This window comes from Legionella waltersii (assembly GCF_001468085.1).
Lineage (GTDB): Bacteria > Pseudomonadota > Gammaproteobacteria > Legionellales > Legionellaceae > Legionella > Legionella waltersii.
On the sequence record NZ_LNZB01000051.1, the window covers coordinates 257,930 to 277,815 of the forward strand.

Genomic DNA, 19,886 nt, shown 5'->3' on the forward strand with positions numbered 1-19,886 from the left:
GGCTTAATGTAATAACTACCAACTGCCTGTGCTTTTAAATTCTTCAACCGCTTTCTTCAATTTTGCTTCAATGTCACTGTCATAGCCACCAGCTTCATTGATATCTTGTAATAATGCAGCATGCGTACTTCTCATGTAATCATGAAGAGAGGCTTCAAATGATCCAATTTCATTGACTGGAACATCATCTAAATACCCTTTCTCAACGACAAATAAGCTCACACCCATTTCTGCAACGGTCAATGGTGCGTATTGCTTTTGCTTCATCAACTCTGTAATACGTTGACCGCGCTCTAACTGTTTTCTTGTTGCATCATCTAAGTCTGATGCAAATTGCGAGAACGCTTCCAATTCGCGGAATTGCGCAAGTGCAAGACGTGTTCCACCACCAAGCTTCTTCATGATCTTTGTTTGTGCAGCACCACCAACCCTTGATACCGATAAACCTGAGTTAATTGCAGGTCGAACGCCTGAGTTAAATAAATCAACATCAAGGAAAATCTGGCCGTCAGTAATCGAAATTACGTTGGTTGGTACGAATGCCGATACGTCACCTGCTTGAGTTTCAATCACTGGTAACGCGGTCAATGATCCAGTTTTTCCTTTAACTTCACCCTTAGTGAGTTTTTCAACTTCTTCCGCATTAATTCTTGCTGCTCTTTCCAGTAACCGTGAATGCAAATAGAAAATATCTCCAGGGTAAGCTTCACGACCTGGGGGCCTTCTTAATAGAAGAGAAATTTGACGGTATGCCCAGGCTTGTTTCGTTAAATCATCATAAACAATCAGCGCATCTTCACCACGCTCCATGAAATATTCACCCATTGAGCAACCAGAGTAGGGGGCAATAAATTGAAGTGCAGCAGAATCAGAAGCACCTGCAACAACCACAATGGTATGCTCTAAAGCACCATGCTCTTCTAATTTTCTAACGATAGACGCAACAGACGATGCTTTTTGACCGATTGCTACGTAGATACATTTAACACCAGTACCTTTTTGATTAATAATCGCATCAATTGCAATAGCAGTTTTACCCGTCTGTCTATCACCAATGATCAGCTCACGTTGCCCGCGACCAACCGGAATCATAGCGTCAATGGCCTTTAATCCTGTTTGTACAGGTTGATCAACTGATTTACGGGAGATAACACCAGGCGCAACTTTCTCGATTGGAGACATTCCAGAGGATTGAATTGGTCCTTTACCGTCGATAGGATTACCAAGAGCGTCAACAACACGACCAAGTAACCCATGACCAACAGGTACTTCCAGTATGCGACCGGTACATTTACCTTTCTGCCCTTCAGCTAGAGTTGAAGAATCCCCAAGAATTACAGCACCAACTGAATCTCTTTCTAAGTTAAGAGCTAGGCCATACACACCACCTGGGAACTCAATCATTTCACCTGCCATCACATCGGCAAGACCATGCAAACGTACGATACCGTCTTTTAAACTAACAATGGTACCTTCATTTCTTGCTTCAGAAACCACACTGAACTTATCGATTTTCTTTCTGATTAATTCACTGATTTCAGAAGGGTTTAAGGCTACTTGTTCTGACATGGATACTATCCTCTAAAATTAAGCGGCTAAGTTGGTGCTAAGCATATTAAGCTTACCACGCACTGTACCATCGATAACTAAATCTCCTGCTCGGATTAATGCACCACCTAGCAGAGAGTGATCAATACTTATTTGTAACGAAACTTTTCGTTTCAACTTATTACTTAATGTGTCACACAGCTTTTGTTGCTGGGATGAACTGAGTTCTGAAAAACTGATTACATCGACTTCTAGAATTTTCTCTTGTTCTGATTTATAGATTTCATACAAGGCCTTAATTTCAGGCAATAATAACAATCTTTTATTATGAGTAAGAAGTTGAATCAAATTATTTAGCGCTTCTTGCTTTTTAAAATTGGCCTCAGCCACCGATTGCAAGAGCTCAATTTGTTGCTCTTCGGTAGAAGCAGGGTTTTCAATGAAACTAGAAGCTTCTTGGGTTAAAACTGTTATAGCTAGCAAAGTAAGATATTTTGACCATTCACTCAGTTTATTTTCACTGAGTGCGTATTCAAATATTGCCTTTGCATAGGGTCTTGCAATGGTTGTGCTATCTGACATATCAAATCTCTTCAATCAAGTTATCTAATAAAGCACTGTTTGCTTTTGCGTCTACTTCTCTCATGAGAATTTTCTCAGCACCAGTAATTGCTAATTTTGCAACTTGTTTGCGTAGCTCTTCACGTGCATGATTGACCTGCTGGGCAATTTGTTCCTGAGCAATTTTCGCTTGAATTTGAGCCTCACGCTTTGCTGCTTCTTTGGCTTCTTCGATAATCTGTGCAGCTCGTTTATTGGCTTTATCGATTATATCAGCTGATTGTGCTTTAGCTTGTTTTAGTTCATCTTTAACTCGATGCTGGGCTAGTTCAAGCTCTTTGCGTCCTTTTTCTGCTGCAGCTAAACCATCAGCGATTTTATCTTGTCTTTCTTCCAGCGCTTTAGCCAATGGAGGCCAAACTAATTTCATTGTAAATAGCACAAATGCAGCAAAAACTAACATTTGCACTACTAAAGTAAGATTAATTTCCAAAGTTTCTTCTCCTGCAACAATTAGGGCGCACAGCGCCCAATTTATCTCTTATCAAGAACCCAAGTTGCTTAAGAAAGGGTTTGCAAAGGTAAAGAATAACGCAATACCCACACCGATCATTGTTACCGCATCAAGAAGACCAGCGACGATGAACATCTTAACTTGAAGCATTGGAACCATTTCAGGTTGACGAGCTGAACCCTCAAGGAATTTACCGCCCAACAATCCAAATCCAATTGCAGTGCCTAAAGCACCTAGACCGATTAACAACGCAACCGCTATAACGGTCATACCTTGTATTTGTGCTATTAACTCAGCAGCTTGCATATTTATCCCCTTTACTATGGATGATGATAATTAAATGGTTAATGATCTTCATGGGCAAGACTAAGGTAGACAATAGTCAATACCATGAATATAAACGCTTGCAATGTTATCACTAGAATGTGAAATATCGACCAGGCCAACGCCAAGATGAATTGGGCTGTGCCTAGTGTCATTGTACTGAATAGTGATGACGCTGTAGCATTTAAGGTTAGCAAGGCTATTAATATAAAAATTAATTCGCCCGCGTATAAGTTACCAAAAAGTCGCAAGGCCAGTGAGATAGGTTTAGCGATTAAGCCAACGACTTCTAGTAATAAGTTAAATGGTATAAACAGTGGGTGATTAAAAGGTTGTAAGGTTAGTTCCTTGAGAAAGCCCTTAGCTCCTTTTATTTTAATACTATAAAACAGGATTAAAGCAAATACCGTTAGTGATAATCCGAAGGTTAAGTTTAAGTCATTCGTAGGAACAACTTTCAAATAATGTAAGCCACCAGATTGTGCAATTAGGGGCAGCACATCGACTGGAACGATGTCCATGAAGTTCATCAAAAAGACCCAGAGGAATATGGTTAGGGCCATAGGTCCAATTAGGTTGTTTTTTCCATGGAAGCAATCTTTAACTTGGTTGTCCGCAAATTCCAACATCAGTTCAGCAAAATTTTGCAATTTACCAGGTACTCCAGTGGTTACCTTTCGAGCCCCGAAATACATTAAAAATAGAACGGTCAAACCCAAAACCACAGAAAAGAACAAAGTGTCGAGGTTCAATGTCCAAAATCCGCCGCTTGAACCAAACTTCATATCGCTTAGGTTGTAAGTTAGATACGTTAAATGATGCTTGATGTAATCTGTACTTGATACCATTTCAATCACTTTCTGGCCTACTCTGTTTATTGTTAATTATCCAAGGCGATAACCAGTGCGTCATTCCAATACCTATATACGTTAAAAAGAACGCTATCGGATTCACCTTTATAAACACAAACACTAATGAAAATAATAGTATTGATAAAACTATCTTTAGTGCTTCACCTTTGTAAAAACCATTTACAATTTGTCTTGCAGCACGTGCGCCTTGGTATCTAAATAATTTATTTGCAAAGTACGCATTAGGAATTATGTTGACTAGACCACCTAAAATTGCTGATTTGGCGGTGCTCCAGTTATAAAACACTGCACAAATCATAGCAACTGTAGCCGTTACTCCCAGCTGCACCAGCCATAACCGAATTATCCTAGTTCTGTTTAGCTGTTTGTTCACATATTCACCTACAATTCAACGCGCGAATTATAAATTAAACAATAATATTTAGCAACGCATTACTGACATTTCACCCTTAATGCTAGTTTGTTACTCTTTTTGGGTGAAGTTATTCACAATTTTTCCTGTCAGGACTTATGGGTCCTGGTTTACAACCTCGTTCGAAGATCCTGGATATAGCCAGCTCTTTAATAAGTCCTGAGAATAAGATTTTTATCATGCAATCCCTGCGACCACTTATTTAAGGGCTATAATTAGTAAGGAATGGTTTAATTTTGATCACCTCTATTAAACCAGTGTCTTTCAAACCGCGAGTAAGGATTTAAACATGTCTGAAAAATTACAACATACCGCAGCTAGACTGCAAGAAAGAATGAATAACCGATACAACGATGGATTACATCACAAACACAACAAAAATCACCTCTCCTTTAGAAAACACTTTAGATCGCACCCTTGCCAATTAGTGAATAATAAGAACGATGAAGACCTTGTTAATGGCTCAACAGGTTCACTTAGAGAATTTAACTTAAGAAAATTGCGTAAACGACTGGATAAAGGTCGCATCCATTGATAGAGTATAAGTATCCTACCAGGTTAGCCACTTCCTGGATTGGACGTGCAGCCATTGGCCTGATTTTAATCAGGCCATGTTCGATTTAGGCTGATAGGTAAAGTAGTTCATTAACTTTACGACTTTAACGACACCATTCGTGTTTCTTGCAATGTAGACAACTTTTTTTGCTTCTTCGGGTCTAACATCGCCCATCAAATAAACAACGTTATCGGAAGTGACTACTTTAAACGCGTTAGGATCGATTGAATCATCTGCAAAAATTTTACTTCTGATCTTAGTGGTGATCCATGTGTCCTGTGCTGAGTTCGAGCCCATTTGCGCGATACGAACTTTATTGTATAAATGCCTATACCCTTTAAGTTTACTTAATCTGGAAAGCAGTTCGTCGAAGTACTCTTGATCTGGAACATGCCCAGCTATTAGTAGATCCTTATTAAAGACCGCATAATCCAGTGCACATGCTGAGTTTTTGAAGGTCTGCTTTTCAGCCAGTGCATTATTTAGTTCAACAAGTAAGTGATAGTCGTCTAATTTTTTATAGACGTTGTGACGATCATAAACCAAGTTGGCACCGGTCCAAACAGCACCAACACAGCCTGTCAAGCATGTCGATAGAATGATTACTGCAAAAATTAAACATCCCTGTTTTAACATGTTATCGAATGTACTGGAAAATTTTTACAACTTTTCTGACCCCACTAATTCGTCTTGCGACATCCACTGCTAAAGAAGCCTGTTCATCTGAAACAATACCCATGAGGTAAACCACACCATTTTCTGTGACTATTCGGATTGATCCAGACTCTAGACCTTTTTTGGCCAGCATACTGCTTCTAACTTGGCTTGTAATTACACTGTCCTTCGTTCTTTGAGTCAATGGAATGGGGTTACCAATTGTGACTTCATCATATACTCTTTTCACTTCAGGAGTATTATGTGCAATACGTTCTGCAAGAACTCTCGTTGATGCAGTTGGCGTTTGACCAACAAGCAGAATAATGCGATTAAAACTGGTTACTAGAATTCTAGAGTCTGCAAACTGGGGGTTTCTAACAATCGACTTATGGATGACATGAAACAACCGAGCATCTGCCTCCATGCTACTAACACTTCTTTTATCATAGACTAATCCAGCAGCAGCTCCAGCAACAACAGCGGCTACACAACCTGTTAGTAACGCACCCATAAACGCGATTGCAATTGACTTAACTTTTAAATTTGTCTTCATTTTTTATCCTAATAACTGGCCAAACAAGGACTGATCGATTAAATCACAAAATCCGTTCAATATGAACAGATGTAACTCTCTAATTAACGCTGAATTATCTGAAGCTACTCTGATTTCAATATCCTCCGGACCTAAATGATTCGCTAATACCCCACCGTCTCTACCACTCAAAGCGATAGTGTCTATCCCTCTTTCATTCGCGGCGTGTAATGCTGACAGCATACTGTCTGAGTTGCCAGTGGTTGTTAATAAAATCAACACATCTTGTTCATGCCCTAGTGCTTGAATTTGTCGAGCAAATACTTGTCCATAATGATGTTCATTAGCAAATGAACTAAGACATGCTGAATCACCACTCAGATTAATTAAAGGTAGAGGAGGTCTCTCAACCTCAAAACGATTCAACATACTGCTTGCAAAATGCATGCAATTTGCACTAGATCCACCGTTTCCACAAATAAATAGCTTTCCATCATTCAATAAGCAGTTCACCAATAGTTTGCCTGCCTTGGCAATTAGTTCCGATAATGCGTCAGCTGCAGCAATTTTAGCCTCTATGTTCAGTCCAAAAAGATGTCTAATTCTCTCTACCATTTGCGTCATAGTAATACTCATTTTTGTATTTAAAATCGCAACCATTCATTCTAATTTAGCAAGTACAAATCCGAGCCGTTCCCGTTAGGGAGTGGAGCAGTCAGCGGTGAACACCCATACTACGTGTACTCTCAAAAGTTCCGCTTCCTTAGGGTTCGCCGCTCGGATTGATATTGAGCAATTCAGGTGAATAGTTACTAAAAATCGTCTCTAAATGCATCCTTTAGCCATGTCACATTTCCTGAACGTCCGTCTATACTGATAACATCAAAACGAATAGGGTGTTTTTCAGCTAAACGGAATTGAGTAAGATAATGCTGTGTGGCAGTCATTATTTTTTTCTGTTTAGAATAAGTGATACTCTCAATACCCCCACCATACTCATTTCGCTTACGGGAACGAACTTCAATAAAAACCAAATACTGCCCATCGCGCATGATTAAATCAATCTCGCCCATTCGGCATCGATAATTCTGTAAAATCAAGGCAAGCCCCTTTTCTTCCAAGAAAACGAGGGCTTTATGTTCTGCCTGCTTTCCGAGCTCAAGCATGAAAAATTCCTAAACCATCCCAATTTTTACACCGTATCCCCCAAGGAGTGCGGCATACCTTCTTTAAATTGTCCCCATTCTAAAACTCTTGCCACTCGTTGGGTAGGCTTTAGGAATAAAATACCTGATGTATTGGTTGAGCCATCTGCTGGAAATAGTATCAGTTGATTCATTTGGGTTGCCAATGAGTAACTATCCATACCTAACGCATAGAGCCTATTATAGCTATTAAATTGTTCTGGCCAGTTTTTAGCAGCCATCTGATGGGAAAACACCCATGGAATGTCACAAAAAATTAAACCGTCTAAATCCTTATCCTTTAAAGCATTGGCAGTTCCACTATAGGCACTAGAGGTTGCATAAATGGGAAGATTTCCCGCAAAATAATATTTGAGTAATGGCATAATTTGTCTTGCTTTAGAGGGATACGCCAGTAAAAAGATCATATCCACATCTTGTCTGCGAGTATTGTTGGTTTGCAGATTGTATCCAAGCAATTGTTTTATTTTTTTCTCTCTACCCTCACTGTCTGGAATTTGTAATACGTTGCGGATGCCTTTATTTAAGTCATCTTTCCCAGTGTATCGAAATGAATCAATAATTAAGCCTCCATGCTCTTTCCATTGCTTTGAAAATGCAGAAACAATTTCATCCCCCCATGAATTATTGGGCGCAATAATCAATGCTCTCTTCAATCCCTTTGCTCCGGCTTTGATTGCAACTTGAGTTGCTTCGTCAATGGGTGAGAGACTTAATGAATAGGAATTCTGCTGTTCCCCTACTGCCGTCTCATTTAATAATAAAGTTGGAACAGGATGGTTTATGGCTGCAATTTTATTCACATGATCTTTTGTTAATGGTCCTACTACATACTCTGCCCCTTCTGCAACAGCTTTTTGATAGATATCCTCTACATTCCCCTTATTGGAATCATATAATTTTATAAGCGTTAGCTCTTCCCCTTTGTTTGCTTTGTATGAAGCCATAAACCCATCTTTTATTGCTTGACCGGGTCCAGCTAGTGGTCCACTTAAGGGTAAAATTAAAGCGATTTGCTTTGGTGTAGTGACCAATTTATCAGAGATACTATCTAGAGGATTTGGTAAAATATGATTTCCTGGATGATTACTATTCTGAGATTGCCATTGGTCAAGCGCAGCTAATAGTGATTTTGAATTTTGCCTGTATTTGCGCGATATTAAAGCCAACTGCACCCATCCTTTAAACTCTGTTTGGCCAACTGATTCTGAAGACATCGTCTCTAAATCCGCCTGTGGTAAATTAGCTAGAGTCAGCCATAAAATTCCGCGATTATTTATTTGCCCCTCTTGATCTGGAATTAATGTTTCTAATTGAATTCGTTGATCAATGGATTCTCTATAATTTCCAACCGTTCGGAAAGCCTTAGCCAATAATTCGTGATATTCAATTAAATGAACGGGGGATAACTGATCTTTATTTGTAATTTTCGATAATTTAGCTAAGGCTTCTTTGGGTTTATCCCGAATTAAGTCCACTTTTGCCAAAAGCAGGTTTTTTTCATTCTGTTGAACATCCGTTAAATCACTCAGTTGTGATAATATTGTAGCGCCTTTGTGGAGTTGACCTTCAAAGATTAAACGCCCTGCGGCTGCGATTAATGAATTTTGTTTCTCAGTGCCTTCTTGGCCCATAGCCCTTGATAGATAGGTTGCCACGGGCAGAGGGTAGGGGACTTGATGTTTTGGACTCTGCACGTCTAAAGTGGGTTCGGTTGAATTGACAACCTTTGTACACTGGCATAGAAACATGAGGGTTATTAATGCCACAAGCACACGAACGTTGACTTTTTTTATTACCATATTTATTTGCCAATGACGGGATTTTGAAAAGGATAAACCATGAGAAACGCACTAGCAACAGATATAGGTCATCTCTATATAGTCGCTACTCCCATTGGAAATCGGGAGGATATCTCTCTGAGAGCAATTCATGTTTTAAAAACCGTGGATCTGATTATTGCTGAAGACACTAGACATTCTCTCCAATTACTCAATGCTTTAGGAATAAAAAATAAGTTGAGTTCTTTGCACGCCCATAATGAAAACAATAAAAGCGATGAAATAATTCAGAACCTATTAAACGGTAAAAGAATAGCCTTAATCAGCGACGCAGGAACCCCCTTAATCAGTGACCCTGGATATCCCCTTGTTAAATTAGCCCACCAACATGCCATACCCGTTTCGCCCATCCCTGGTCCGTGCGCATTGATAGCAGCGCTAAGTGGCGCAGGAGTGCCAAGTGATGTGTTTACCTTTTGTGGATTTTTACCAGCTAAACAACACGCTAGAAGAGAAAAGCTGAGCTCATTGCTCCCCGTTTACCACACGCTTATATTTTATGAGTCAACCCACCGAATTTTAGAATCAATAGAAGACATCGGCTCTATTTTTGGCGTCAATTGTCCTTTAGTGTTAGTAAAAGAACTTACAAAAACGTTTGAGCAGTTTCAATCAGGAACAGTTGAACAGGTAAAAGATTGGCTTATAAACGACCCAGATCGTGTCAAAGGTGAGTTTGTTTTGATTATTCCTCCTAGAATTGAACAGAAAGAAGATCAATCAATGACAAACTTGTTAACTATTTTGTTAAACGAACTACCCCTAAAGCAAGCTGTATCAATCGCTTGTAAAATCTCTAATGGAAATAAAAATGAAATTTATCAAACCGCTCTTGCCTTAAAAGATCGATAAACTCTCGCAGGATTTGCGTAAGTCCTGCCTCATTTTGTCCTTTGTTAACTACAAACTGTCCTCTATCACCATGCATAACCGCCTGACTTGAACTAATCTATAGATAAGGTCAGCATTTATGCAATACGCTTGGGCTTCGCTTTTGCTCTCTCGACCTACCTGGGTGTTGGGTATCCAATTATCTGTCCACCCCCTTAGCCTTCTCCAACATTGGTGGAGGGACTAGAACGTAGCCCTGGGGTATTGCATAAATCCTGACAACATTGTAACTAAGAGTTGCATCATGAACGCATTCAAAAAATACAGTTTTTTATTGATATTCCTACTCATCTTACTGCCATTTATTTCACTGTATTTAGGTGGGTGGTTAAGCTTTTTGTCTTATCTAGTGCTTTTTGCTTTAGTTCCTGGGGTTGATTATTTCATTCGTGATTCCTCAAACCCTAATAAAGACGAAGAAAAGTGGTTAAGCAAGGACCCTTTTTTTAAGTATCTCACTTATCTTTATGTGCCAGTACACGTAGGAATTCTTATTCTCTCAGCTTACTTATTGTCTTACTATAGTTTCACTTGGATTGAGTGGATTGGTTTCACTTTATCAATAGGGTTGCTTACAGGTGGAATTGGCTTAACGTTTGCTCATGAACTCATGCATAAGAACAGCAAGCTCCAACATTTTTTTAGTAAAGTAATACTCGTTTGTGTTTGTTATGGCCATTTTTTCATAGAGCATGTGAAAGGGCATCATGTTAGGGTAGCCACTCCTGAAGACCCAGCTACAGCACGACTAGGTCAAAGTCTTTATCAGTTTTTACCAAAATCAATCGTTGGATCCTTTAAGTCTGCACTGCAATTGGAATCTCAACGCTTACATAGAAAAAACCACTCTGTTTATAGCCTTCATAATCATTTTTGGTGGATTATTCTTTGCCCAATAATGATTGCCACCCTCTTCTTTATTTACGGCGGGTTTTCCATTTTGGCATTCTATATTCTGCAATCAATGGTTGCCATTTTATTACTAGAAACCGTTAATTACATTGAGCATTATGGTCTTGAGCGTCGTAAATTGAATAACCAGTATTATGAAAAAGTAAGTCCATATCATTCTTGGAATGCTAATCATTGGTTCTCAAACATCATTTTGCTTCATCTTCAAAGACATTCTGATCACCATACTTATGGCGGTAGACCCTATCAAATCTTGAGACACATGGAAGATAGCCCTCAATTACCATCTGGATATCTTGGTATGATTATTCTTGCTTTTATTCCGCCTCTTTGGCGTTATGTCATGGATAAACGTGTATTAAACTACCGTGCAGAACGAATTGCTAAGGAAGTTTGTTCAATTGATTTTACAAATCCCGCATCAGAGGTATAAGTTTCAAACCCAATCAGCACTATTGTGATTTTTTCGTATACAGAAATTACGAAAAACCCCCAAACTCTTCATTAGAAACACTTTTTGGCTCGTACTTGCAGTTTTTTGTAAGTCCTGTAGCTATTTTTATATTCTTTAAATACACTGTCTGTGGTTTTTTTAGATTTAAGGATAATTATGAAAATCAGAACATTGACTGCTCAACTTGTCATTTCTACGTTACTTTTTTCCAGCTCTTATGCCGCACCCTTTGGCCAGGTGACTGTTGCTGATCCACTGATGGGATCAAGAAGCATCGTGTATGAGCAAATCAATGATTTTGCTGTCGTTGAAGGAGATATTCTCATCGGCAAAGTAGATCAATTACAGCACCAAGGCGCGGTGATTACCAATAAAGTTGGTGGGTTTAGATGGCCAAATGGGATTGTACCTTTTGAAATCTCCGAGGATTTACCCTTCATGAATAAATTGGCTGTCTATCAAGCGATTGATCATTGGAAGAAGAATACAAATCTTGAATTTGTTGAGCTGACCAGTAAAAACCGTTATGACTACAAAGATTATATTTCTTTCATACCAGCGGGAGGCACTACTTGCTCTTCATACGTTGGAAGACAAGGTGGAAAGCAGGAAATTAATCTAGCACCTCGATGTAATACCATGAATACTGTTCATGAAATAGGTCATGCAATGGGATTATGGCATGAACAATCTCGAGCTGATAGAAGCTCTTATATTCGAATTGTCTGGGAAAACATTGAAGAAGAACATCGCCATAACTTTGAGCAACAGCTTACTGATGGGAAAGATTTTGGAGAGTATGATTATGGTTCAATCATGCATTATGGGCAATTTGCCTTCTCCAAAAATGGTCAGGCTACCCTAATTCCTTTGGTTGATGGTGTTGAAATAGGACAGCGAAATCACCTCAGTGAGAAAGACATCGCTGCCATTAAAGCCATGTACCCACAAGCTTACACGAAGCACCAATCTGGCGCTTTTTCGTGATTCTGCAAATCAACTTCTTCCTCTGGAGCAGCAAGGGCTATTTGTTCAGCTTCTTGTTGTCCAGGGTGTTTACTGAACGCACGGTAAACTTCATAGCCTACATACAATGCCGTTAGTACGACGGCAGCAGGCCAGCAAATTGCAAAAGTAGCAATTAGCACCATTGGAACAACCGTGTTTTTCACCATGGCAAAGATAAATTCATTGCGTGCTGTTTCGTACTCTTTACGAGTCAATGCAAGATTTTTTCCTGTCATTTCAGCTTGCTCTAAACGTAAACCCATTTCTGCATATTTAGAGTAAGCCCCTGTGGATAAATACATTCCCACAGCTATAGTACATACAAAAAAGGCAGCTACAGCAATTAACCCAGGATTAAATATCATTGCGGCAGTAAATCCGATCATTAACAAAGCCGCAGCTGCTGCTGAATAATAGCTGGTTGATTCTTTAATTTTATAACTTATCTCGAGTTCAACCAACTGTTTACGTAACATATCAATATGTATTAATCGCTGCTTTTCTGATAAATGATTGTAGTTATCAGGTTTCATATAATCTGCAATTTCCTGCTCATACTGCGATCGTTTTGTTAAATACTCTTTCTTGGCTAAATGGCATTTGTAGAAAGCCATAGCCACGTCAAAACACAGAAACACGGAAGTAATAGCAATAGCCGCTGGCCCTGAAATTCCTACTAGTGTATTGAAATTCGTTAAAAAATTAACCGTAGCCCAAACCAAATCATTTGCAAAATTGCAATGACGTTTATAGAGTTCATGCTTAAAGCGCTCCCAGCGAGTGGTTACTTCTGGACTGTGATTCTCATCAGTTTCTTGGGTTATAAGATCTTTAACTTCCTTTGCAGTTAGCCTAATGGAAAGATCGTTCTGCATCTTTTCATTCATTGCTCGTTTAAATTTCGCAGCATCTTTTAGAGTTAATCGCTGAGCTTGTCCAACCTTTGGAATATAAAAGAGCACAGGATCGTCATCATGTTCACTCTGAACCAATATATAGTTGTTTCTATACTGTTCTATTGTGGCGGCTCCTGGAAGATTTTCTAATTTTGAAATATCACATCCGCTAGCGGCTCCTTTCTCCAACTCATTTGGGAAAAACGTATGTTTTATCAACAATCCAGCATCAATTGCAAAACGTATGAGGAAAAATCCAACACTAAAATAGTTGATCACGCCAATAGGTGCTTCAAATACACCGATAATTTTTTCCACATCCGTATGTGTACCTAAGACAGCATCCAGTTTACTGATAAGACCAATACTGTTGGCTAATCGTAAGCCGCTCGTTAGCGTTAATCGACAAAAAGCCCAGTAAATACGGCATAAATTCGAATAGGCTACGTAATCTCGTATCTGTGAAATATGAAATGGGGCTTTGACTAAACTGCTGAAACCCTCTATAAACGCATTGTACATGGATTCGATAAATTGTGGCTCTGGGACATCTTCTGGTTCTAAGCCATTCAATTTATTTTTTATATCTTGTTTGATTTTGGCATATCGAGTTGCATTCCCCTGTTGGCCATAGGCTAGGTAAAAAGACTCTAGTAATGAGGCACAATAGTAGCTGTAAAACCAAAATGCTTCTCTATCTTCAATCGACTCACCTTGTAATACATTCCACATCTGCGTGAACTCTTCGATAAGTGCAGTGTGATTCCTAAGCAAAAATGAATACCCTATCGTTTCAGAACGTGCATCTACCCAATCAAATTGATCATCAATTTTCTTATTTTCAGGAAGTTGTTGAAAAAATTGTTGTTTGTCTCTTTGAAACGCAGCATTTTGCTTAGTGTACGCCATAATATATACTCTCAAAAAAGATACAGACTGTTTTTTTACTAATAAATTACCATTTGGCGTGTACTTTGACAAGCTTTTTTGTATTATTTTTTTACATTCTATGTCTAAAGTTTACGATTATTTGCCTATGCAAAAGCTTGAAAAGATACTTCCTAGTAAATCGTCGGACGTAAACTCTCCCGTTATCTCGCATAGTGACTGATGTGCTAGCCTTAAATCTTCGGCCAATAATTCCCCGGCTTTTTGACTTGTTAGTTGATTTTCTCCTGCCTTTAAGAATTTCATCGCTAAATTCAATGCTTCTAGATGGCGCCTACGGGCTATAAAATGACCTTCTGCTGGTTGGAATCCAACTGTTTTTTTTAGTAACGACTTCAGTTCAGTTATTCCTGATCCTGTTTTAGCCGAAATATAGACTGTCTGCTTTTCCTGTTTAGGTGAAGAGTGAGTTAAATCGATTTTATTGGCTACTGAAATAATTGGTATGTTCTTATCTAAATGTTGTTTAAATTCTTGCAGGAGCTCTATTTGATGTTCTGGATAGTTAGCATCAAACAGTAGCAGAATACAATCTGCTGTTTTTATTTCTTTCCAGGCTCTTTTGATCCCTTCCTTTTCAACGAAATCGTGACTATCTCGCAGTCCTGCAGTATCAATAATGTGTAGAGGAATTTCATCCAATAGTATGTGCTCTCGCATTACATCGCGTGTAGTGCCAGCAATATCGGTGACTATGGCTACTTCTCTGCCTGCTAAACGATTAATTAAAGTGGATTTACCTGCATTAGGTCTGCCTGCGATTACAATAGACATCCCCTCTCGCATCAGTACGCCTTGATTGGCTTGTGAGAGTATATGTTCCAATTTGCTCATGATGGATAGGAGCAAATTTGAAACTTTTCCATCATTCAGGAAATCAATTTCTTCCTCTGGAAAATCAATGGCGGCTTCCACAAACATTCTTAAGTAGATAATGTCTGCGTTGAGATCATTAATTTTTTGAGAAAACTCTCCTTTTAGTGATCTCAGAGCCATAGCAGCTGCTGTTTCTGAACTGGCTTGTATTAAGTCTGCTATTGCCTCTGCTTGAGTCAAATCAATTTTATCGTTTAAGAAGGCTCTTTCTGAGTATTCTCCAGGTCTGGCTATTCGTGCTCCTAGTTTTGTACTTTCACGAATCAGTATATCTAGAACAATTGGTGAACCATGAGCATGAATCTCGACCACCTCTTCACCGGTGAAGGAGTTTGGGGCTTTAAAATAGATCATTAATCCTTGATCTATTAACTCGTTTGTGGATTTATACAGTGAACAAAAATGCGCAAGCCTTGGTTTTAAAGGAATATTTCCATTCAAATTTAAAGCTATGGAATAGGCTTTTGGGCCAGAAATTCGTACAATTCCTACCCCACCACGACCAGGTGGGGTAGCTATCGCTACAATGGTATCTGTTGTCATTTATTTCGTTGTTGCAACAAGCTTTTTCACAGGTTTGTCATCGGAATATTTACGAGTAATATACCATTGTTGCAGGATGGATAATGTATTATTCACGATCCAGTACAAAACTAATCCTGAAGGGAAGTTCCAGAATAAACCTGTAAACAAAATAGGGAGAAACATCATGACTTTTGCTTGAGTTGGATCAGCTGGAGCCGGATTTAACTTTTGTTGTATCAACATAGTTCCACCCATAATCAGGGGCAATATATGCAAAGGATCTGCTGCAGCTAAATCATTAATCCAAAGGATAAACGGAGCTTGTCTTAACTCAACGCTTTCAAGAAGCACCCAGTATAAAGCGATAAAGACTGGTATTTGTATCAGAATAGGTAAGCAACCACCTAAAGGATTTACCTTTTCTTGCTTGTACAATTCCATAGTTGCTTGGCTTATCTTCGCTTTATCATCGCCATACCTTTCACGCAATGCTTGTAGTTTAGGTTGTAATTTTCTCATACCAGCCATGGATTTATAGCTTGTTGCTGATAATCGATAGAAAGCTAACTTGATGAGAACTGTTACTAAAACAATGGACCATCCCCAGTTACCAACAAAGTTGTATATTATTTTCATCAGTGAGAATAATAAAGACGAAACGAACCACAAAATTCCATAGTCTACTGTTAGATCTAAAGAAGGTGAAATGGATTTTAAAACACTAGTGATTTCAGGCCCAATATACAGATTACTTTGAATCACTTTTTGGTCTTTAGGATTAATAGTAATGGCCTGACTTACTGCTCCAATCGTGTAATCACCATTTACTGCACGAGTATAAAATTTATTTTCACTCTCTGAATTTGGAATCCAGGCACTTAAGAAATAGTGTTGTTGCATAGCAATCCAACCGCCTTTTGCATCAACATCTAAGTTGGTTTTGCCCATATCCGTAAAGCTGACTTTCTGAAAACGAACTTTTCCTGGATTGGAGAAGGATGCTCCAGTGTACGAACCTATATGGAAAACGCTTGATTTATCTTCTTTGGGTGAGCTTCTTAGTAGTTGGGTATTTAGATACCCTTTCCAGGGATCATGACCAGTGTTTACAATGCTGTATTTAACCTCAATTACATAGCTACCCTTAGTAAATACAAACTCTTTTTTAACCTCTAAACCATCATCATTGCCTACGAGGACAACAGTTAATTCATTTTGGTTAGATTCTAGTACATAGGCATTTTTATCTGACTTAAAATTAAAATCCATGGTTTTTACGGATTGTCCATCAGAAATAAAAAGACTGCTGTTTGCTACGTATTTTTCCTTTGCTTGATTTTGCAACAATGGAAATGGCTTGTTCTTTTCTTCAACATTCAAAGGGTAATCCAGCAATAAGCCTGAAACCACATCCCCTTGACTCAAATCAATAGCGACATCCAGAACGTCTGTTTTAACTTGAATTAATTGATTGGTGTTGTTAGCTTTTGTCTCACTGATTGGATTGCTGATAGTCATTTCTGAAGAATCTGATTCAGTAGGAGTTACTTGTGGCAGAATATGACCATTACTGACTGTTTGCTCAGGTACTTTGATTTCTAAAGGTTGTTTTGCAGGGTAGTCAATTTGCCATGCATTCCAAAGTGAAACACTGATAAGAGCCAAAGCTATATACAAAACTAGTCGTTTAATATCCATTAAAATTTCTCTTCTTTAGGGATAATTGGATCGAAGCCACCTTCAGCCCATGGGTGACATTTTAATAATCGTTTGCTCCCCATCCATAATCCTTTACAAACACCGTAATGGTTTATAGCTCCTTGCATATAGTCGGAGCAACTAGGATGGAAGCGACAACATGGTGATATCATGGGGCTTATAAAATATTGATACATTTTAATCGGTAAGCAAACTATTTGCTGTAGCATGAAGTTATCTTTTCCCACGTAGTGTTTAATTTTACATTAATGCCAAGGTTGTTTTGTACAGCTAGCCCTGGCTTTGCTAAAACCACTAAATCCATTGGAGGTAATTTCGCCATTCTAAAACTTTCTCTTATAAGACGCTTGACTCGATTTCTATCATGCGCCTTTGAAATCATTTTTTTTGACAAAGCTAACCCTAAACGAGGATAACTCAAATTATTTTCTTTATAAAGAACGATGAAGAGGTTTGTTGATATTTTTTGTGATCGTTTAAACACCTCATCATATTCTTTCTTTTTCAATAATCTATGTTTTTTTGTAAAAGAAAACACTTAGGCAGATAAACGCTTACGACCTTTGGCACGACGTCTGTTTATGACTAGTCTACCACCACGTGTAGACATGCGAAGACGAAAACCATGATCGCGTTTGCGCTTTAAATTACTGGGTTGAAAAGTGCGTTTCATGATAAACCTGTTTCTAAATTTATAAGGTTGATTATGATAGTGAACTTTTTTTTAACTGTCAATTTTACTGAGCTATTTTTTTCACCGGAATATCGAAGAAGACAATTGACTACCATTTTCCATCATTATCTTTTTTGTAAGCAGCGAATTATTAACACGTTACTAATAACATAATTTATTTATTTTCTAAATTTTTGTTTATTATATAGAAACACACTTTATGTTGATAACTCTTTTTTTATATTTAAAAACAATTAGTTAATATTGATTTTATCTTGTAGATAACCCTTGTTTAAGCGTGTTATTAGTTTGTTGATTCTTTCCTTTATTGCGTTTTTATCGAATTTATAGACTACTTATTCATACGTTTTGTATCCATTTATACATAGTATTTTTGTTCTCTATAGAACTATATTTATTGAACTAGATACTAAAATGAGTGTATCCTGTTTTATATCAGTTTATTTATAGTTTTATATCTTCGGTTAATCTTTATATTGATTCTCTTGATGTCAGAACCTATTCAATGGCAATATAAAACTGCGGGTTTATGTTTATCATTTAGTCCAGCACCCGCATCATTTGAGGAGTTATTTCGTGTCAACTACTGTTTGGCAAAAATGTCTAGGTCTATTACAAGATGAGTTTTCTGTACAACAATTCAATACTTGGTTAAGACCTCTGCAAGCTTATACAGAAGAACAACGATTTATATTATTAGCTCCAAATCGATTTGTTGTGGATTGGGTTAAAAAAAATTTTTTCTCTCGTATTGAAGAATTGGTTCAGCAATTTTGTGGTGATGATATTAAGGCAGTTTCTATTGAAGTGGGTAGCAAACCTAATGATGAAGCATCCACAGTAGTACTGAATAAAACTGAATCAATAATTCCAACCTCTGTTTCCACCAAACCAGTCAGTAAAAAATCCGTTGACTATAAAAGCAGTCACCTGAATAAAAAGTTTGTTTTTGACAGCTTTGTAGAGGGTAATTCTAACCAGTTAGCTAGAGCGGCTTCGATGCAGGTCGCTGAGCGCCCAGGAGATGCTTATAATCCATTGTTTATATATGGTGGCGTAGGTCTTGGTAAAACGCATTTAATGCATGCTATTGGTAATACCATTCTTAAGAACAACCCAGAAGCTAAAGTTCTTTATTTACATTCAGAGCGTTTTGTAGCGGATATGGTTAAAGCTTTACAAACAAACTCTATCAATGAGTTTAAGAGATTCTATCGTTCTCTCAATGCCTTACTCATTGATGATATTCAATTTTTTGCAGGAAAAGATAGATCTCAAGAGGAGTTCTTTCATACGTTTAATGCCTTACTTGAGGGGCAACAACAGATCATTTTAACCAGTGATCGCTACCCTAAAGAAATAGAAGGCATGGAAGAACGACTCAAATCTCGTTTTGGCTGGGGTTTAACGGTGGCAGTCGAGCCGCCTGAATTGGAAACACGAGTTGCTATTCTAATCAGTAAAGCAGAGCAATCGAATATTGAATTACCTTATGAAGTGGCTTTTTTCATTGCTAAGCGAATCCGTTCTAACGTACGTGAATTAGAAGGTGCATTAAGGAGAGTCATAGCGAATGCACATTTCACTGGAAAACTCATCACGATTGAATTTGTGCATGAAGCCTTACGTGATCTTATTGCTTTACAAGACAAATTAGTCACTATAGAAAATATTCAGAAGACTGTAGCTGAATACTATAAAGTGAAGGTCGCAGATTTGCTTTCTAAACGCCGAAGCCGTTCTATAGCTCGACCAAGACAGATGGCGATGGCTTTAAGTAAGGAATTAACTAATCATAGTTTACCTGAAATTGGAGATCATTTTGGTGGTAAGGATCACACTACAGTAATACATGCTTGTCGCAAGGTAAAAGAGTTAATTCAGGACGATAGTGATTTTGCTGAGGATTACAAAAATTTAATGAGAATTCTCTCTTCTTAA

The 19,886-nt window shown here is 38.2% G+C and carries 22 protein-coding genes; 5 read left to right on the forward strand and 17 right to left on the reverse strand.

Annotated elements, in window-relative coordinates; all coding sequences use genetic code 11:
• Window positions 1-15 precede the first annotated feature (15 nt).
• The 6 genes from atpA to Lwal_RS10930 are packed head-to-tail and all read right to left on the reverse strand — an operon-like array spanning window position 16 to window position 4,192.
• The gene (gene atpA / locus Lwal_RS10905) at window positions 16-1,569 is read right to left on the reverse strand and encodes a F0F1 ATP synthase subunit alpha (protein WP_058480823.1); all 1,554 of its coding nucleotides are present in this window, start codon (window positions 1,567-1,569) and stop codon (window positions 16-18) included.
• An 18-nt stretch (window positions 1,570-1,587) separates the two neighbouring features.
• The gene (locus Lwal_RS10910; protein ID WP_058480824.1) at window positions 1,588-2,130 is read right to left on the reverse strand and encodes a F0F1 ATP synthase subunit delta; all 543 of its coding nucleotides are present in this window, start codon (window positions 2,128-2,130) and stop codon (window positions 1,588-1,590) included.
• A 1-nt stretch (window position 2,131) separates the two neighbouring features.
• Window positions 2,132-2,602: a F0F1 ATP synthase subunit B gene (locus Lwal_RS10915; RefSeq protein WP_058480825.1), complete on the reverse strand. Its 471-nt coding sequence runs from the start codon at window positions 2,600-2,602 to the stop codon at window positions 2,132-2,134.
• 51 nt (window positions 2,603-2,653) lie between these two features.
• Window positions 2,654-2,929 carry a F0F1 ATP synthase subunit C gene (gene atpE / locus Lwal_RS10920; RefSeq protein WP_058480826.1) on the reverse strand — a complete coding sequence of 92 codons (276 nt, stop codon included), beginning with the start codon at window positions 2,927-2,929 and terminating at the stop codon, window positions 2,654-2,656.
• Between the two features lie 38 nt (window positions 2,930-2,967).
• A complete protein-coding gene (atpB, locus tag Lwal_RS10925; protein WP_083500084.1) occupies window positions 2,968-3,795 on the reverse strand; it encodes a F0F1 ATP synthase subunit A in 828 nt (275 codons plus the stop codon).
• Window position 3,796: 1 nt separating this feature from the next.
• Window positions 3,797-4,192 carry a F0F1 ATP synthase subunit I gene (locus Lwal_RS10930; protein WP_058480827.1) on the reverse strand — a complete coding sequence of 132 codons (396 nt, stop codon included), beginning with the start codon at window positions 4,190-4,192 and terminating at the stop codon, window positions 3,797-3,799.
• A gap of 328 nt (window positions 4,193-4,520) precedes the next feature.
• On the opposite strand from Lwal_RS10930, the gene Lwal_RS10935 reads away from it, so the two are divergent.
• A complete protein-coding gene (locus Lwal_RS10935; protein ID WP_058480828.1) occupies window positions 4,521-4,766 on the forward strand; it encodes a hypothetical protein in 246 nt (81 codons plus the stop codon).
• Between the two features lie 69 nt (window positions 4,767-4,835).
• On the opposite strand, the gene Lwal_RS10940 is transcribed toward Lwal_RS10935, so the two are convergent.
• The 5 genes from Lwal_RS10940 to Lwal_RS10960 all read right to left on the reverse strand — a co-directional run bounded on the left by Lwal_RS10940 (window position 4,836) and on the right by Lwal_RS10960 (window position 8,983).
• Window positions 4,836-5,423, reverse strand: a complete 588-nt coding sequence (locus Lwal_RS10940; RefSeq protein WP_058480829.1) for a BON domain-containing protein — start codon at window positions 5,421-5,423, stop codon at window positions 4,836-4,838.
• 1 nt (window position 5,424) lies between these two features.
• Complete coding sequence (locus Lwal_RS10945) at window positions 5,425-5,997, reverse strand: BON domain-containing protein (protein ID WP_058480830.1); 573 nt, start codon at window positions 5,995-5,997, stop codon at window positions 5,425-5,427.
• A 3-nt stretch (window positions 5,998-6,000) separates the two neighbouring features.
• A complete protein-coding gene (locus Lwal_RS10950) occupies window positions 6,001-6,600 on the reverse strand; it encodes a D-sedoheptulose-7-phosphate isomerase (RefSeq protein ID WP_058480831.1) in 600 nt (199 codons plus the stop codon).
• A gap of 188 nt (window positions 6,601-6,788) precedes the next feature.
• A complete protein-coding gene (locus Lwal_RS10955; RefSeq protein ID WP_058480832.1) occupies window positions 6,789-7,142 on the reverse strand; it encodes a YraN family protein in 354 nt (117 codons plus the stop codon).
• Between the two features lie 26 nt (window positions 7,143-7,168).
• Window positions 7,169-8,983: a penicillin-binding protein activator gene (locus Lwal_RS10960; RefSeq protein WP_058480833.1), complete on the reverse strand. Its 1,815-nt coding sequence runs from the start codon at window positions 8,981-8,983 to the stop codon at window positions 7,169-7,171.
• 39 nt (window positions 8,984-9,022) lie between these two features.
• Here Lwal_RS10960 and rsmI point away from each other — a divergent pair, with 39 nt between their 5' ends.
• The 3 genes from rsmI (at window position 9,023) to legP (ending at window position 12,266) form a co-directional block, all read left to right on the forward strand.
• Entirely contained in the window at window positions 9,023-9,874 is an 852-nt protein-coding gene (rsmI, locus tag Lwal_RS10965) for a 16S rRNA (cytidine(1402)-2'-O)-methyltransferase (protein WP_058480834.1), read from the forward strand.
• Between the two features lie 283 nt (window positions 9,875-10,157).
• Window positions 10,158-11,258, forward strand: coding sequence for an alkane 1-monooxygenase (locus Lwal_RS10970; protein ID WP_058480835.1), 1,101 nt, complete (start codon window positions 10,158-10,160; stop codon window positions 11,256-11,258).
• A 177-nt stretch (window positions 11,259-11,435) separates the two neighbouring features.
• Window positions 11,436-12,266, forward strand: coding sequence for a Dot/Icm T4SS effector Zinc-dependent metalloprotease LegP (gene legP / locus Lwal_RS10975; RefSeq protein WP_058480836.1), 831 nt, complete (start codon window positions 11,436-11,438; stop codon window positions 12,264-12,266).
• Here the strand turns inward: legP and Lwal_RS10980 are convergent.
• The 6 genes from Lwal_RS10980 to rpmH all read right to left on the reverse strand — a co-directional run bounded on the left by Lwal_RS10980 (window position 12,233) and on the right by rpmH (window position 17,924).
• Window positions 12,233-14,092, reverse strand: a complete 1,860-nt coding sequence (locus Lwal_RS10980; protein ID WP_058480837.1) for a hypothetical protein — start codon at window positions 14,090-14,092, stop codon at window positions 12,233-12,235. The two genes, legP and Lwal_RS10980, sit on opposite strands and share 34 nt — an antisense overlap.
• Window positions 14,093-14,209: 117 nt before the next feature.
• The gene (gene mnmE / locus Lwal_RS10985; RefSeq protein ID WP_058480838.1) at window positions 14,210-15,550 is read right to left on the reverse strand and encodes a tRNA uridine-5-carboxymethylaminomethyl(34) synthesis GTPase MnmE; all 1,341 of its coding nucleotides are present in this window, start codon (window positions 15,548-15,550) and stop codon (window positions 14,210-14,212) included.
• Window positions 15,551-17,230, reverse strand: coding sequence for a membrane protein insertase YidC (yidC, locus tag Lwal_RS10990; RefSeq protein ID WP_058480839.1), 1,680 nt, complete (start codon window positions 17,228-17,230; stop codon window positions 15,551-15,553).
• Complete coding sequence (yidD, locus tag Lwal_RS10995) at window positions 17,230-17,478, reverse strand: membrane protein insertion efficiency factor YidD (RefSeq protein WP_095197628.1); 249 nt, start codon at window positions 17,476-17,478, stop codon at window positions 17,230-17,232. Before yidD ends, yidC begins: the two co-directional genes overlap by 1 nt.
• Window positions 17,445-17,759 (reverse strand): ribonuclease P protein component, encoded by a 315-nt coding sequence (gene rnpA, locus Lwal_RS11000; protein WP_231950987.1) that lies wholly within the window; start codon window positions 17,757-17,759, stop codon window positions 17,445-17,447. Before rnpA ends, yidD begins: the two co-directional genes overlap by 34 nt.
• Before the next feature lie 30 nt (window positions 17,760-17,789).
• Window positions 17,790-17,924 (reverse strand): 50S ribosomal protein L34, encoded by a 135-nt coding sequence (gene rpmH, locus Lwal_RS17100; RefSeq protein WP_083500085.1) that lies wholly within the window; start codon window positions 17,922-17,924, stop codon window positions 17,790-17,792.
• Window positions 17,925-18,521: 597 nt separating this feature from the next.
• Between rpmH and dnaA the strand changes: the two genes are divergently transcribed.
• Complete coding sequence (dnaA, locus tag Lwal_RS11005; protein ID WP_058480842.1) at window positions 18,522-19,886, forward strand: chromosomal replication initiator protein DnaA; 1,365 nt, start codon at window positions 18,522-18,524, stop codon at window positions 19,884-19,886.